Origin of the sequence: Nocardia macrotermitis, from assembly GCF_009604405.1 — a bacterium.
Taxonomy (GTDB): Bacteria; Actinomycetota; Actinomycetes; order Mycobacteriales; family Mycobacteriaceae; genus Nocardia; species Nocardia macrotermitis.
In genome coordinates this window covers 530,128-545,474 of the sequence record NZ_WEGK01000005.1, presented here as the reverse complement: position 1 = coordinate 545,474, position 15,347 = coordinate 530,128, and the positions used below count along the sequence as shown (strand labels likewise).

12 protein-coding genes are annotated in these 15,347 nt (G+C 66.4%); 9 read left to right on the top strand and 3 right to left on the bottom strand.

The genetic code is table 11. The annotated features are described in order from the left end of the window. Positions 1-58: 58 nt before the first annotated feature. The 3 genes from NRB20_RS15300 to rsgA all read left to right on the top strand — a co-directional run bounded on the left by NRB20_RS15300 (position 59) and on the right by rsgA (position 3,137). Positions 59-709 carry a Uma2 family endonuclease gene (locus tag NRB20_RS15300; protein ID WP_153410714.1) on the top strand — a complete coding sequence of 217 codons (651 nt, stop codon included), beginning with the start codon at positions 59-61 and terminating at the stop codon, positions 707-709. 83 nt (positions 710-792) lie between these two features. Then, complete coding sequence (gene aroA, locus NRB20_RS15295) at positions 793-2,139, top strand: 3-phosphoshikimate 1-carboxyvinyltransferase (RefSeq protein WP_153410855.1); 1,347 nt, start codon at positions 793-795, stop codon at positions 2,137-2,139. After that, positions 2,136-3,137 carry a ribosome small subunit-dependent GTPase A gene (gene rsgA / locus NRB20_RS15290; RefSeq protein ID WP_153410713.1) on the top strand — a complete coding sequence of 334 codons (1,002 nt, stop codon included), beginning with the start codon at positions 2,136-2,138 and terminating at the stop codon, positions 3,135-3,137. The genes aroA and rsgA overlap by 4 nt, the downstream gene beginning before the upstream one ends. A 124-nt stretch (positions 3,138-3,261) precedes the next feature. Here the strand turns inward: rsgA and NRB20_RS15285 are convergent, their stop codons facing one another. The 3 genes from NRB20_RS15285 to NRB20_RS15275 all read right to left on the bottom strand — a co-directional run bounded on the left by NRB20_RS15285 (position 3,262) and on the right by NRB20_RS15275 (position 7,725). After that, positions 3,262-3,915, bottom strand: coding sequence for a Uma2 family endonuclease (locus NRB20_RS15285; protein ID WP_227833499.1), 654 nt, complete (start codon positions 3,913-3,915; stop codon positions 3,262-3,264). A 126-nt stretch (positions 3,916-4,041) separates the two neighbouring features. Then, positions 4,042-6,990: a preprotein translocase subunit SecA gene (secA, locus tag NRB20_RS15280; RefSeq protein WP_406603827.1), complete on the bottom strand. Its 2,949-nt coding sequence runs from the start codon at positions 6,988-6,990 to the stop codon at positions 4,042-4,044. A gap of 171 nt (positions 6,991-7,161) precedes the next feature. Further along, on the bottom strand, positions 7,162-7,725 hold the full coding sequence (locus NRB20_RS15275) for an Rv3235 family protein (protein WP_153410711.1): 564 nt from the start codon (positions 7,723-7,725) through the stop codon (positions 7,162-7,164). A gap of 172 nt (positions 7,726-7,897) precedes the next feature. On the opposite strand from NRB20_RS15275, the gene NRB20_RS15270 reads away from it, so the two are divergent. The 6 genes from NRB20_RS15270 to bluB all read left to right on the top strand — a co-directional run bounded on the left by NRB20_RS15270 (position 7,898) and on the right by bluB (position 15,290). Further along, positions 7,898-9,316: a WS/DGAT/MGAT family O-acyltransferase gene (locus NRB20_RS15270; RefSeq protein ID WP_319944944.1), complete on the top strand. Its 1,419-nt coding sequence runs from the start codon at positions 7,898-7,900 to the stop codon at positions 9,314-9,316. A 52-nt stretch (positions 9,317-9,368) separates the two neighbouring features. Then, positions 9,369-9,893: a DUF6912 family protein gene (locus tag NRB20_RS15265; RefSeq protein ID WP_194289866.1), complete on the top strand. Its 525-nt coding sequence runs from the start codon at positions 9,369-9,371 to the stop codon at positions 9,891-9,893. A gap of 305 nt (positions 9,894-10,198) precedes the next feature. Beyond that, a complete protein-coding gene (locus tag NRB20_RS15260) occupies positions 10,199-11,368 on the top strand; it encodes a ferredoxin reductase (RefSeq protein WP_406603826.1) in 1,170 nt (389 codons plus the stop codon). A gap of 96 nt (positions 11,369-11,464) precedes the next feature. Continuing rightward, positions 11,465-12,961: a fatty acid desaturase family protein gene (locus NRB20_RS15255; RefSeq protein WP_319944943.1), complete on the top strand. Its 1,497-nt coding sequence runs from the start codon at positions 11,465-11,467 to the stop codon at positions 12,959-12,961. A gap of 97 nt (positions 12,962-13,058) precedes the next feature. Next, on the top strand, positions 13,059-14,336 hold the full coding sequence (locus tag NRB20_RS15250; protein WP_153410709.1) for a fatty acid desaturase family protein: 1,278 nt from the start codon (positions 13,059-13,061) through the stop codon (positions 14,334-14,336). Between the two features lie 309 nt (positions 14,337-14,645). Next, positions 14,646-15,290, top strand: a complete 645-nt coding sequence (bluB, locus tag NRB20_RS15245) for a 5,6-dimethylbenzimidazole synthase (protein ID WP_319944942.1) — start codon at positions 14,646-14,648, stop codon at positions 15,288-15,290. Positions 15,291-15,347: the final 57 nt, after the last annotated feature.

Below are 15,347 nucleotides of genomic sequence, written 5' to 3'. Positions count from 1 at the left end.
TGTTGGGGTGGCCGGTGGAAAATCACCGGCCACCTGTGGGTCGAGATATCATCTGGGCATGTCCAGCCCTTTCGTCGAGCACGACCTCCCCGACACCATGACGTGGGAGGAACTGGAACGTCTTCCGGAAGAGGTCGCTTCGCAGATCGAGTTGTGGGGCGGTCATGTCGTGTGGGCACGCAGAGGGCCTGGTGAACATCAGGTATTCACAGGGAGACTCTGGAATGCGCTCGAACGCTGTGCACGCAAGGACATGACCACTCAGGACGAGCACTGCTGGCGTGCGAACTTCGAAACCAACGTCTTCTTCCGGAAGACCGACAAGAACGACTTCATGACCCCGGACTTCCTGGTGCACCGCTGTCTCGGTGCCCCGTACCAGGACCTCCACGCCGACGATATCTTCTTGGTCGGAGAGGTACTTTCTCCTTCCAACCGTCCCAAGGAAATCAACGCCAAACGCAGGCGCTACGCCGACGGCGGGATCCCCTGGTACTGGGAGGTCATCCTGGCCGACGACGCCAGCGCGATTGATACAGTGGCGATCTTCGCCCTCGAGACAGCCCCGGGATCACTCCCAGAAGGAGTGCGAGCCCTCCACAAGGCCAACTACATCCTCGTCGGCGAATGGACCCACGACGAGGAAAACGGCGTCGAGTTCACGCACCCGTTCCCCATCTCCATCCCGTGGTCCGAACTCGAATTCTGACCGCGGCCACGATCGGTGAAATCTCATAAGCCCGCGGCGATTTCCGTGCCGCGGGCTTGTGCGTTCACTGCGAGTTCGTGACCATGCGCATCCCGAATCAATCGATAGGACAAGATGGTGGGGTGAGTCTCTGGCCAGCGCCCCATACCGAGCACCCCGTCCATGCGACCGTGACCCTGCCCGGGTCCAAATCCATCACCAATCGGGCCCTGATCCTCGCCGCGCTCGCCGATCGCCCCTCGACGATCACCGGTGCGCTGCGCAGCCGCGACACCGATCTCATGATCGCGGCGTTGCGGGCGATGGGCGCCGAGATCAGCGGTGACGCCGACACTCTCGCCGTCACCCCGGCCGAACTGACCGGCGCGTCCGTCGACTGCGGGCTCGCCGGGACCGTCATGCGATTCCTGCCCCCGGTGGCGGCGCTGGCGAGCGGCGACGTCGCGTTCTCCGGCGACGATCAGGCCGCCGCGCGGCCGCTGCGCACCATTCTGGACGCGTTGCGCGGGCTCGGCGTCGCCATCGACGGGGACGCCCTGCCGTTCACGGTGCACGGCGGCGGTGCGCTGCGCGGGGGCTCGGTGACCATCGACGCGTCGGGTTCCTCGCAGTTCGTCTCCGGGCTGCTGCTGTCCGCGGCCCGCTTCACCGAGGGGCTGACCGTGCGGCACGAGGGTGCGCCGCTGCCCTCGATGCCGCACATCGAGATGACCGTGCAGATGTTGCGCCAGGCCGACGTCGAGGTCACCGCGCCCACCGATCCACGGCGCGAACAGATCTGGACGATCGCGCCCGGACCGATCCACGGGGTGGACTGGGAGGTCGAACCCGACCTGTCCAATGCGACGCCGTTCCTGGCCGCGGCCGCGGTGACCGGCGGTGAGGTGACCATTCCGCACTGGCCGCAGCTGACCACGCAGCCGGGTGACGTCATCCGGGAGATTCTGGTGCGCATGGGCGCGGAGGCGCGGCGGGCGCACGGCAAACTCGTGGTGCGCGGGCCCGAGCAACTGGCCGGGATCGATATCGATCTGCACGATGTCGGCGAGCTGACGCCGACGGTGGCAGCCCTTGCGGCACTTGCCGATTCGCCGTCGCGGCTGCGCGGTATCGCGCATCTGCGCGGGCACGAGACCGATCGGCTGGCGGCGTTGTCGACCGAGATCAACCGGTTGGGCGGCAAGGTCACCGAGACCGACGACGGGCTGTCCATCGAACCGACGCCCCTGCAGGGCGGGCAGTGGCGTTCCTACGCCGACCACCGGATGGCCACCGCGGGAGCGATACTCGGGCTGCGGGTGCCGGGTGTGCGGATCGAGGACATCGGGACCACCGCCAAGACCCTGCCGGATTTCGTATCCCTCTGGGAGACAATGCTTTCCGGTGACGGGGCGGGTGCTGCCGACGGCACGGCAGGGTCGGCGCACTGAAGCGGCGCGAGTACGACGAGTCCGATGTCCGGGTACGCCCGGGCAGGGGCTCGCGTCCGCGCACCAAGACCCGTCCCGAGCATCGGGACGCGCGCGCCGCGATGGTGACCTCGGTGGATCGCGGGCGCTGGAGTTGTGTGCTGGACGGGGATCCGGAACTGCCGATCGTCGCGATGCGGGCGCGCGAACTGGGCCGCACCCCGATCGTGGTGGGCGATCAGGTCGACGTGGTCGGTGATCTGTCCGGTAAACCCGACACGCTGGCCCGCATCGTGCGGGTGGCCGATCGCGCGACGGTGTTGCGGCGCACCGCCGATGACACCGATCCGTTCGAGCGGATCGTGGTCGCCAATGCCGAACAGCTGTTCATCGTCGTCGCGCTGGCCGATCCGCCGCCGCGCACCGGTTTCGTCGAACGCGCCATGGCCGCCGCGTATGCCGGTGGGCTGCAACCGATCCTGTGCCTGACCAAACACGATCTGGCCGCCGAATCCGAATTCGCCTCCGCCTTCGACGATCTGGACCTGACCATCGTCTACGGCGGCCGCGACGACCCCCTCGACGCGGTCCACGACCTGCTGCGCGACAAACTCACCTGCCTCCTCGGCCACTCCGGCGTCGGCAAGTCCACCCTGGTCAATCGTGTTGTCCCCCAAGCGGATCGAGCCGTAGGCGACGTCTCCGGCGTAGGCAAGGGCCGCCACACCTCCACCCAGTCCCTGGCCCTGCCCCTCACCGACGGCGGCTGGATCATCGACACCCCCGGCATCCGCTCCTTCGGCCTGGCCCACATCACCCCCGACGACGTCATCCAAGCCTTCGCCGACCTCGCGGAAGCCATCGAAGACTGCCCCCGAGGCTGCACCCACCTCGGCCCCCCCGCCGACCCCGAATGCGCCCTCGACACCCTCCCCGGCAAAGAACGCCGAGTAGCCGCCATCCGCCTCCTACTCGTAGCCCTCAACTCCAACGACCCCTGGGTCGTCGGCAACGGCTAGGCACAGCGTCAATGCCGGACTCACCGCATTCGTGTGCAGATCACACGGCATTTCGGTTGCCGCGGAGCCGATCAGGACCTCGGCACCGGTCGCCGATGATCACGAGATGGCTGCCGGGAACCATTCAGAATTCGAGTTCCGACCAGGGAATGCGGATGGGATAAGGGAAGGCGAATTCTATGGCGTCGCTGCTCTTCGGCGACCATTTACCTGCCAGGAGGTAGTTGGCACGATGCAGGGGGTGCGCTCCGGCCGGGAGAGGACCGTGGGAGGTCTCCAATGCATAGGCTCGGACGGTCTCGATCGCGCTTGTGGCTTGCTGCAAAGCCACCTCCCAATACCAGGGGATACCCGCCTTGGCATAACGAGCCTTCTTGTCGTCCATGTCGGTCTGCGTATTCGAAGGGGACAGGACCTCGCCGACCAACAGTACGTCCTCGGCGCGCACATCTTGATAAGGACGTTGGAGACACCGGTGTACCAAGAAGTCCGGCGTGACGAAGTCCGATTTTCCGGACCGACCGAAGAAGACATTCGTCTCGGTGTGCACTCGCCAGCACTGCTCCGGATCACCGGACATGTGTTCACGGGCACAACGCCGTAGGCCACTCCATATCAGGTTGGTGAACTCCTGATGCTCAGCGGGCCCGCGCCGAAGCCACACCACCCTGCCATCCCACAACTCGATCTGCGCAGCGATCTCCTCCGGGAGACGCGCAAGCTCCTCCCAGGTCATGCACTCGGGAAGATCGGGCAGGCCGACATGTGGACTCGACATGGCCTCATCGTACCGGCGGAAATCAACCGGGCAGCGCCACTCGTCACGACGTCTGGGACCAGCGACCACGCGGAGAAACGCAAACGCCCGCTCCGGAAACGGAACGGGCGTCTGTGAGATGTGGAATCAGTGGCGGCGCTTGGATTTCGGGCCGCGGTCGGCTCGGGACTCGTTGCGGGCGGCCTCGCGGCGTTCGCGGCGGGTCATGCCGGCGTCCTCGGTGGCGCCGTATTCCTGGGCGTCGCTGCTGCGGGCGGCGTGGCCGTCCTCGTCGGGGCCCGAGTAGCTCAGGCCGCGGGGGGCGGAGTTGTCGATTCCCTTGGCGCGCAGGGGGGCCGGGGCCGCGGTGCCGTTGGTTTGGGGGGCGTCGACGAGGGCGCCCACCGGGGAGCGCAGGCCCTGGCCGATCGGGGCGTCCTGCGGGGGCTCCACCTCGAACTTCACGTTGAACAGGAAGTGGACCGACTCCTCCTTGAGGCCCTCGAGCATCGCGGAGAACATGTCGTAACCCTCGCGCTGGTACTCGACCAGCGGATCGCGCTGGGCCATCGCGCGCAGGCCGATGCCCTCCTTGAGATAGTCCATCTCGTAGAGGTGCTCACGCCACTTGCGGTCCAGGACCTGCAGCAGCACCTGATGCTCGAGGGCGCGGGTGCTGCCGTCGCCGGCCAGGTCGTCGATCTCCTTCTCCCGCTGCTCGTACGCGTTGTGCGCGTCGTCGAGGATAGCCTCGAGCAACTCCTCGCGGCTCAGCTCGCCGATCTCGTCGTGCTCGTTCTCGCCGGTCAGATCCTTGTAGTCGAGGGTGATCGGGTACAGCGACTTCAGCGCCGTCCACAACTTGTCCAGATCCCAGTCCTCGACGTAGCCCTCGGCGGTCGCGCCGTTGACATAGGCGGTGACCACATCGGTGATCATCTCCTGGACCTGGCCGTCCATATCCTCGTTGCCCAGGATGCGCTGCCGCTCGTCGTAGATGATGGTGCGCTGCTGGTTCATCACCTCGTCGTACTTCAGCACGTTCTTGCGGATCTCGAAGTTCTGCTGCTCGACCTGGGTCTGCGCGCTCTTGATCGCGCGCGAGACCATCTTGGCCTCGATCGGCACATCGTCGGGCAGGTTCAGGCGGGTCATGATCGACTCCAGCGTCGCGCCGTTGAACCGCCGCATCAACTCGTCACCCAGCGACAGGTAGAACCGCGACTCCCCCGGATCGCCCTGCCGACCGGACCGGCCGCGCAACTGGTTGTCGATACGCCGCGACTCGTGCCGCTCGGTGCCCAGCACGTACAGCCCACCGGCGTCGCGCACCGCCTCGGCGTCCTCGTCGACCTCCTGCTTGACCTGCTCGAGCGCCGAATGCCAGTGCGCCTCATACTCTTCCGGCGTCTCGACCGGGTCCAGCCCCTGCCGGCGCAGCAGCAGGTCGGCCAGGATGTCCGGGTTGCCGCCGAGCACGATGTCGGTACCACGACCGGCCATGTTCGTCGCGACGGTGACCGCGCCCGGCCGCCCGGCCTCGGCGACGATCTCCGCCTCCTTCTCGTGGAACTTGGCGTTGAGCACGTTGTGCGGGATGCCGCGTTCGGTCAGCAGCTTGGACAGGTACTCCGACCGTTCCACCGAGGTGGTACCGATCAGGACCGGCTGCCCCTTCTCGTACCGTTCGGTGATGTCGTCGGCGACCGCGGAGAACTTGCCCTCCTCGGTCTTGTAGATCAGATCCGCCTGATCCTTGCGCAACATCGGCTTGTTGGTCGGGATCGGCACCACACCGAGCGAATACGTCTGGTGCAGCTCGGCCGCCTCGGTCTCGGCGGTACCGGTCATCCCGGACAACTTGTCGTAGAGCCGGAAGTAGTTCTGCAGCGTGATGGTGGCCAGCGTCTGGTTCTCGGGCTGGATCTCCACGCCCTCCTTGGCCTCGATGGCCTGGTGCATGCCCTCGTTGTAGCGGCGGCCCACCAGGATGCGGCCGGTGAACTCGTCGACGATGATGACCTCGCCGTTGCGGACGATGTAGTCCTTGTCCCGGGCGAACAGATCCTTTGCCTTGAGGGCGTTGTTCAGGTAGCTGATCAGGGGCGAGTTCGCCGCCTCGTACAGGTTGTCGATGCCCAGCTGATCCTCGACGTACGCGACGCCGGTGGTGCTCACGCCGACGGTGCGCTTCTTCAGATCGAACTCGTAGTGGTACCGACCCTCGATCTCCGCCGCGCGACTCTGCCGCTCCTGGCTGGTCATCGCGGTGGTATCGATACCCTTCATCTCCGGCGCCATGCGCGCGAACTCGGTGTACCACTTGGACGCGGTGACATCGGCCGGGCCGGAGATGATCAGCGGGGTGCGGGCCTCGTCGATGAGGATGGAGTCGACCTCGTCGACGACGGCGAAGTTGTGGCCGCGCTGCACCAGATCCTCGCGCGAATGCGTCATGTTGTCGCGCAGGTAGTCGAAGCCGAACTCGTTGTTGGTGCCGTAGGTGATGTCCGCCGCGTAGGCCACCTTGCGCTCGGCGGGGGTCATCCCGGACAGGATCACCCCGACCTCGAGGCCGAGGAACCGGTGCACGCGGCCCATCCACTCCGAGTCGCGCTTGGCCAGATAGTCGTTGACGGTGACCACGTGCACGCCGTCGCCGCCGAGGGCGTTGAGGTAGGCGGGCAGCACACAGGTCAGGGTCTTGCCCTCACCGGTCTTCATCTCCGCGACGTTGCCGATGTGCAGGGCGGCGCCACCCATGATCTGCACCTTGTAGTGCTTCTGGTTCAGCACCCGCATGGACGCCTCGCGGGCCACCGCGAACGCCTCCAGCAGGGTCTGATCCAGGAAATCCCGCTTGACCCGCAGCACGACGCGTTCCTGCTCGGCCTCGTCCTCGACACCCTCGAGGGCGTCGGTGATGTCGTCGGCGAGACGGTCCCGGAACTCCTCGGTCTTGGCCTGCAACTCGGCGTCGCTGAGATCGGCGAACTCCTCTTCCAGAGCCAGGACCTCGTCTGCGAGCTTGGAGAGCCGCTTGACGGTGCGACCCTCACCAATACGTAGCAACCTCGTCAGTGTCAGCGCAGGCACGGGTCTCGTCAGTCCTCTGGTCGGTGGTTGTCGTTCGGTCGGCATCGCCGATGCGCGGATGCGCGGCAAGGTTCATGGTAATGCGCGGCCCATGGTATGCGTCGCGCGGCGGAGCCAGCAGGATCCGCCGGTGGAAGGGGTGCGAGCGTCCGGACGGGGCTCCGGACGCGCTCAGCGCAGGCGTAGCGCGGTCAATCGGCACTCGCCGCGTTTCGCGGTGATGCGGGCCGCGACCGCGAATCGGCGACCACCGCGCTCGTACCCGCCGAAGACCTCCGCCGCACCCGTTCCGTCGGGCACCACACGCACCCCGACCAGCACCGCCGCACCCAATCGGCGATCGCCGCCGCCGGTGCGCACAAGCGTCTGCACCGCCGCGATCACAGCGGGTTCGGCCAGCGGGCGCAGCTGTGCGGCACTGCGGCGGCCGTCCAGCACCTCGAATACCAAACGCAACGCCCGCTCGGCGAATTGCTTTGCCGCCGAATGGTTTTCATCCACAACCGGCGCTGCCGCACGCGCCGCCGAACGCCCGTCGTGCGGTGTGCGACGAGCCACGGCATACCGCCGCGCGGCCCCAATCGGGTGCACCACCGACTCCACGATCGGCCCGGCCGGACCGCTGGACCGCGCCGGAATGCCCCCTGCGCACTCCAACGGCGGTTCGAAGGCCGGAACCTCCGCCAGCGACCGATCCGCACCGGCCGTCCCGGTGTCGTTCCGAGATCCGAACATTCCGCCTTCCCCCTGCTTGTCGGGTCCCCTGGACACGGATCGAAACAGCATGCCACGTGCGACGTCGCCGGTACAGGATTTCCCGTCGGTACCGCGACATGTCCCACACCCGGCACCGAACCGTTCGGAGCGCATCACAATGGAGCGAGTATCGAAAGGGGTACCGGTCAGCGTGATCACGAGACTGTCACCGCAGGACGCATCGTTCTACCGACTCGAGACGAGCAGCAATCCGATGCACATCGGATCGCTCGCGATCATGCGCGCGACCCCGGCCGAGGGCCCGTGCGGACCGCTGGACCACGACCGGCTGCTGGAACTGGTCGCCAGCCGGCTGCCGCTGGTGCCGCGCTACCGGCGCAAGGTCCGCGAGGTCCCGCTCGAACTCGGCCGCCCGGTCTGGGTGCAGGACAGCCGATTCGACCCGGCCTACCACGTGCGCCGCGCCGGCCTGCCCGCCCCCGGCACCGACGAACAACTGCTGGAACTGGTCGCGCGGCTGTCCTCGCGACCGCTGGACCAGACCCGCCCGCTGTGGGAGATGTATCTGATCGAGGGCCTGTCCGGGGATCGCTGCGCGATCTTCACCAAAACCCATTCCGCGCTGGTGGACGGCAGTTCGGCCTTCGAGATCGGGCACGTCATCCTGGACAACTCGCCGTATCCGCGCGAGGTCGCCGCCGAGGCGTGGGTCACCGGACACGAACCGGGCGAGGCCGAACTGCTGGCCATGTCGGTGATCGATCTGGCCACCCAGCCCGCCGAGGCGCTCGAGGTGCTGCGGCGCGCCGGAACCGACGCCTTCTCGTTCGTCGACGCCGCGGGAAAGGCGGCCGGACGGGTGGTCACCGCGGTCCGCACCGCCGCGAGCGGGACGCCGGTGAGCCCGTTCAACGCGCCCACCTCCCGTAACCGCCGTTTCGAGGTGGTGTCCACCGATCTCGACGACTACCGCACCATCCGCCGCGGCTTCGACTGCTCCATCAACGACGCCATCCTGGCCGTGGTGACCGGCGCGCTGCGCATCTTCATCCAGTCCCGCGGCGAGGTGCTCACCGAATCGGCGGCGGTGCGCGCGGTGGTGCCGATGTCGGTCTATGTCGAAGGGCGGCACGGGGATCGGCCGCGACCCACCAGCGAGGTCTCCTCGTTGCTGATCGATCTGCCGGTGGGCGAACCGAATCCGGTGATCCGGCTGTCGCACATCGCGCACGCCACCGAGCCGAATTCCCGGCACAAGCGCGGGGTGCGGGCGCGTACGCTCGTGCACATGGCGGGTTTCGCCCCGGCGAGCCTGCACGCGATGAGCGTGCGTGCGGCGAGTACGTTCGCCGAGCACACGTTCAATCTGGTGATCACCAATGCACCTGGTCCGCAGCAACCGATGTACATCGGCGGCGCGCGGATGCTGGAGATGTATCCGGTGTCGCCACTGCTGCGCAACCAGGCCACGAGTATCGGAATCACCTCGTACGACGGACGGGTGTTCTACGGTCTCAACGCCGATCGCGATGCGATGGCCGATATCGGTGTGCTGTCCGCGGCGGTGCACGAATCCATGGAGGAGATGCTCGGTGCCTGCGTCCAGTGAAGCCGCGGCCGGAAAAGGCAAACTGCGGGTCTACATCCCGGCGACCGTTCCGATGCTCCGGGAACTGGTGGCCGAGCGGGAGATCCGCGCGATCAACGACACCGCGTTCGCGGTCACCCCGGCGTTGCGCGAGGCGTACGCGTCGGGTGACGACGAGGAACTGGCCGAGGTCGCGATGATCGAGGCCGGTCGCGCCGCACTGCGCCTGCTGGCCCAGGAACGCGAGGCCGCGCTGCTGGCCGACGAGACCGCCGCGGACTCCGACGAGGACGGCGGCGACTACTCCGCCCCCGTCTACCGCCGCGCGGTGATCGCCGCCGACGTCACCGGCGCGACCCTGCGCCCCGACCTGGACGACGCCGTGGTCCGGCTGTCCGCGGCCGTCACCTACAAGCAGATCGCCTCGGTGCACGTCGACCTGGCCGACGCCGAACCGGCGATCGCCAAGGCGGTGGATGTCATCGATGCCGCCGACATCGGCGACGAGGACGCCGAATTCGTCCTCGGTGACGCCGAGGACCACCAGCTCGCCTGGTACGCCGCCCAGGAACTCCCGTTCCTGTTGGATCTGCTGTAATTTTGGCCTCCGCTCCGGCGGGTTTTCGGCGCAGGTGTGGCTCGTCGTTCAGCCCTCGAGACTCGGCCTCCGACCATGCGCTTCGAGGGCTGAACGACGAGCCGCGCCGAAAACCCTTGGAGCTGGCCTTGCAGAGCCTTTCGCTTCGCGGGCAACTACCAGGCGGACAGAGACGATTCGCCGCTGGGCACGTCCGAAGTTACGTTATGCGGTGCCGTGATTGATCTCAGCCAAAAATCCACCGCTAACCTACGATGCCGTAACCTTGCCTGCGACAGATGCGTCGCACCATTGATCACAGGGAAATGAGCATTCGCACGATGGTCTCGAAATCGGTACAGGGCGTTCGGGCATGGCTGGAGGCCCCGGTCGCCGAGGCGAAGATGGCCGGACGCACCCGGCTCAACGCGTTGCGTGGCGTGGCCGCCCGCGTCACGACGCCGCTGCTGCCGGACGACTATCTGCACCTGATCAACCCGCTGTGGTCCGCGCGCGAGCTGCGCGGCCGCATCGTTGATGTGCGCAAGGAGACCGCGGACGCGGTCACCCTGGTGATCAAGCCGGGCTGGGGATTCGACTTCAAGTTCACCCCCGGCCAGTACATCGGCATCGGCGTCCTGATCGAGGGCCGCTGGCACTGGCGTTCCTACTCGCTGACCTCGCCGCCCGACTGGAGCGATACCGAGGGCGGGAAGAACTCGCAACGGGTGATCTCCATCGCGGTCAAGGCGATGCCGGAGGGGTTCCTGTCCAGCCATCTGGTCAACGGCGTGCCCGAGGGCACGATCGTGCGGCTGGCCGCGCCGCAGGGCGGATTCGTACTTCCCGAGCCGCCCCCGGCGAAGGTGTTGTTCCTCACCGCGGGCAGCGGCATCACCCCGGTGATGGCGATGTTGCGCACGATGGACCGGCGCGGCGCGGTACCCGACGTGGTGCACATCCATTCCGCCCGCACCACCGAGGACGTGATGTTCGGCGAGGAACTGCGCCGCATGCACGACGCGCACCCGAGCTTCACCTCGCACGTCAACCTGACCGGCGAACAGGGCAAGTTCGATCTCACCTCCCTGGACGAGCTGTACCCGGACTGGCGCGAGCGGCAGACCTGGGCGTGCGGCCCGCTCCAGATGCTCAACGACATCGAAAGTCACTGGGCCGCAGCGGATGTCAGCGACAATCTGCATGTCGAGCGATTCGAGGTGGAACGTTCCGCGGTCGGCGAGGGCGGCACGGTCACCTTCGCCCGCAGCGGCCGCACCGTCGCGATCGACGGCGCCACCACGCTGATGCAGGCCGGTGAGGACGCGGGCGTGCAGATGCCGTTCGGCTGCCGGATGGGCATCTGCCAGACCTGCGTGGTCACCATCACCGACGGCCACGCGCGTGACCTGCGCAACGGCACCGAACACCAGGCCGGGGAGAAGATCCAGACCTGTATTTCCGCGGCCGCCGGGGACTGCACACTGGACGTGTGAACACTATTCACCGAAACCCGATACCCTCGGTGGCATCCCGGTGCACCGCGCACCCCCACCCCTGACGCGTGGAGCGAATCGAGGCAACTCAGCACAGTGGCAATCACCGATATCAAGGCGTTCGCTCATCTGACGGAAACGGATATCGAGACCCTGGGACAGGAGCTCGACAGCATCCGGCGCGCCGTCGAATCATCGCTGGGCGAGAACGACGCGAAATACATCCGGCGGTCCATTCGCGCCCAGCGCATCCTGGAGACCGCCGGACGGGTCACCCTGTTCGCCGGTAAACGGCGCACGGCGTGGCTGGCCGGTACGGCCTTGCTGACGATTGCCAAGATCATCGAGAACATGGAGCTCGGGCACAACATCAGCCACGGGCAATGGGACTGGATGAACGACCCGGAGGTCCACTCCACCACCTGGGAGTGGGATATGACGGGCACCTCCGGACAGTGGAAGCGCGCGCACAACTACTCGCACCACACCTACACCAATGTGCTGGGTAAGGACGACGACCTGGGTTTCGGCATCCTGCGCATGACCCGCGACGAGCAGTGGCGGCCGATCCACCTGATCCAGCCGCTGGCGAATCTGGTGCTGGCCGCGACCTTCGAGTGGGGTATCGCACTGCACGACCTGAAGGCGGAGAAGGAACAGCTGGGCGTTCCGCCCATGCAGGTGCTGTCCGAGCCGAACAAGGCGTTCGCGCGCAAGGCCGGTCGGCAGGTGGCCAAGGATTTCGTGTTCTATCCCGCGTTGAGCGGCCCGGGCTGGAAACGCACCATGCAGGCCAATGCCACCGCGAATCTGCTGCGCAATCTGTGGGCGTACGCGGTGATCTTCTGCGGCCACTTCCCGGACGGCGCGGAGAAATTCACCGAGGAGCAGTTCGCGAGCGAGACCCGCGGCGAATGGTATCTGCGGCAGATGCTGGGCAGCGCGAATTTCACCGCGGGCCCGGCGATGGCGTTCATGAGCGGCAACCTGTGCTACCAGATCGAACATCATCTGTTCCCGGACATTCCGAGCAGCCGCTATCCGGAGATCTCGGTCCAGGTGCGCGAACTCTGCGACAAATACGATCTGCCGTATACCACCGGTTCGCTGGGCAAACAGTATCTGCTGGCCTTCCGGACCATTCACAAGCTGGCGCTGCCGGACCGATATCTGCGCCGCACCGCCGACGACGCCCCGGAAACCTCGTCCGAACGCAAATTCGCGGCGCTGTCCCGGCACTGGCCCAGCGCGGAAACCCGTATCGATCCCGAAACCGGTGAACGTCGCGGTCTGCGATCGGCGATGGCCGAGGCGAAGGTGGCATTGCGGGAGCGCGCCCGGCAGGAGAAACAGGCCCTGCGCGAAGCCAAACTCGCACTGCAGGACAAAGCCCGCCAGGAACAACAGGCATTGCTCGAAGCAACCCAGGCGTGGCAGGACAAAGCGCGCCAGGAGCAACAGGCATTGCGCGAGGCCACCCAGGTTCTCCAGGACAAGGCGCGCGAGGAGCGGCGGCAGTTGCGGCGGCGCGCGTTGCGGGAGCGGGCGCTGTGGCGGGTACGCCGTCGGCAGCGGTCGCGACGGGACCGTTAAGCATATCCTGGTCACATTCACAATGCGGCGTACGCCACAGTTGTGAATCGATCCCGAGACAACCTACGGACCCGTAACCTACGGTAGTGTAACCCGCATGGCGATCTCGGATGTCAAGGAATACGCGCACCTCACCCCGGAGGATGTCGAAGCAATCGGTGTCGAGCTGGATACCATCCGGCGTGAAATCGAAGCCTCCCGTGGACAGCGCGATGCCCGCTACATCCGCAATGTGATCCGGCTCCAGCGTGCGCTCGAGATCAGCGGGCGTGCGGTGTTGTTCGCGGGCTTCCTGCCGCCCGCGTGGCTGGCCGGGGTGGCCCTGCTGGGCACGGCCAAGATCATCGAGAACATGGAGATCGGCCACAATGTCATGCACGGCCAGTGGGACTGGATGAACGATCCGGAAATCCACTCGGCGGCGTGGGAATGGGACAATGTGGGCCCGTCCGCGCACTGGAAGATCACGCACAATTTCCTGCACCACAAGTACACCAACGTGCTGGGCATGGACGACGACATCGGCTACGGCCTGCTGCGCGTCACGCGCGATCAGCGGTGGTCGCCGTTCTATCTCGGGCAGCCGGTGTACAACCTGCTGTTGCAGATGTTCTTCGAATACGGCGTCGCGATCCAGCATCTGGAACTGGGTAAGGTCGCCAAGAAGAAGTGGGACGCCGACAGCCCCGAGCGCCTGCAATTCGAGGAGGATCGCCGCCTGGTGCTGAAGAAGGTCGGCAAACAGGTCGCGAAGGATTACGTGATCTTCCCGCTGCTGACCGGTCCGGCGTTCCTGTCCACGCTCTCGGCCAATGTCGTCGCCAATATCATCCGCAATGTCTGGACCAACGCGGTGATCTTCTGCGGCCACTTCCCCGACGGCGCCGAGAAATTCACCAAGGCCGATATCGACGGCGAGACCCAGGGCGAATGGTATCTGCGCCAGATGCTGGGCAGCGCCAACATCTCCGGCGGCCCGGTCCTGCATTTCATGACCGGTAACCTCTCACACCAGATCGAGCACCACCTGTTCCCGGATCTGCCGAGCAACCGGCTCGCCTCGATCGCGGTGCGGGTGCGCGCGCTGTGCGACAAATACGATCTGCCCTACACCACCGGTTCGATGCCGGTGCAGTACGGCAAGTCGTGGCGCACCATCATCAAGCTCTCGCTGCCGAACAAGTACCTGCGCCGTTCCACCGACGACGCCCCCGAGACCCGCTCCGAACGCGCCTTCGGCGGCGTCGCCGAGATCGATCCGATCACCGGCCGCCGACGCGGTCTGCGCACCGCCCTGAAGCAGGGCCGCAAGCGCATCGCCGAAGCCCGCCGCGCGGTGCCTGCCCGCCTCCCCGCGACTTCAGCGGGCCGTTGAGCACGGGGAGACATTCGCGTCGGGCCGACAGTTGAGAGCAGGGTCGAGTTTCGGGCGTACCCGGGAGGTACCCATGTTCTCCCGAAATCAGTTGTCGCCCATGGCAAGACAATCTCGCATGAACGCCGATGACGTCCGCGATTCGCCCTGCTCGGTAATCTTCCGAGCAGGGCGTTCGTGCGAAGCGGGTACTTCCGCGGACAGGTCGCGGCGACCGTGCTGCGTTCGGCAAGGGTTTGGCGCAGTGGGATTTCTCGTCTCTGGTTGACTTGTGCTGTTTGGACAGGTGTCGGCGAGATTGGCGATGGTGTGGTTACTGAGCACGACATTTACGAAGTGATCCGGAGGCGGCGCGATGTGCGGGCCGAGTTCACCGGGGAGGTCCTCGACGACGACACCCTGATGCGGATCCTCGATGCGGCTCATCGCGCGCCGAGCGTCGGCAATTCGCAGCCGTGGGACTTCATCGTCGTCCGTGATCCGGACACGCTGACCCGTTTCGCCGCGCACGTCGCGGACAAGCGCGTCGAGTTCGGGGAGTCGCTACCGCCGGAGCGCGCGCGAACCTTCGAACCGATCAAGATCGAGGGCATCACCGAGAGCGGCACCGGCATCGTGGTCACCCACGACGACAGCCGGGGCGGCCCGCACATCCTGGGCCGGGCGACAGTCCCCGAGACCGGGCTCTACTCCACGATTCTCGCGATCCAGAACCTGTGGCTGGCCGCGACCGCCGAGGGCGTGGGCGTCGGGTGGGTCAGTTTCTACGACGCGCCCTTCCTCACCGAACTCATCGATCTTCCGCCCGGCATCCGCCCGGTCGCCTGGCTGTGCGTCGGCGCGGTGCACGAATTCCAGGAGACTCCCGATCTGGAACGTTTCGGCTGGCGCGAGCGCCGCCCGCTGCGCGAGGCCGTGCACTGGGAGAAGTTCGCTCCGGACTCGTCCGTCTGAATATCGCTGCCCCCCAAGGACTTTCCGCACGGAGAAGCGAACGATGCGAGGCCGGGC

Excerpts from the sequence above, each read along its gene's own strand:
- NRB20_RS15300 (WP_153410714.1), top strand. The coding sequence starts at position 59 with ATGTCCAGCCCTTTCGTCGAGCACGACCTCCCCGACACCATGACGTGG.
- aroA (WP_153410855.1), top strand. The coding sequence starts at position 793 with ATGCGCATCCCGAATCAATCGATAGGACAAGATGGTGGGGTGAGTCTC.
- NRB20_RS15285 (WP_227833499.1), bottom strand. The coding sequence starts at position 3,915 with ATGTCGAGTCCACATGTCGGCCTGCCCGATCTTCCCGAGTGCATGACC.
- NRB20_RS15275 (WP_153410711.1), bottom strand. The coding sequence starts at position 7,725 with ATGTTCGGATCTCGGAACGACACCGGGACGGCCGGTGCGGATCGGTCG.
- NRB20_RS15265 (WP_194289866.1), top strand. The coding sequence starts at position 9,369 with ATGCTCCGGGAACTGGTGGCCGAGCGGGAGATCCGCGCGATCAACGAC.
- NRB20_RS15260 (WP_406603826.1), top strand. The coding sequence starts at position 10,199 with ATGAGCATTCGCACGATGGTCTCGAAATCGGTACAGGGCGTTCGGGCA.
- NRB20_RS15250 (WP_153410709.1), top strand. The coding sequence starts at position 13,059 with ATGGCGATCTCGGATGTCAAGGAATACGCGCACCTCACCCCGGAGGAT.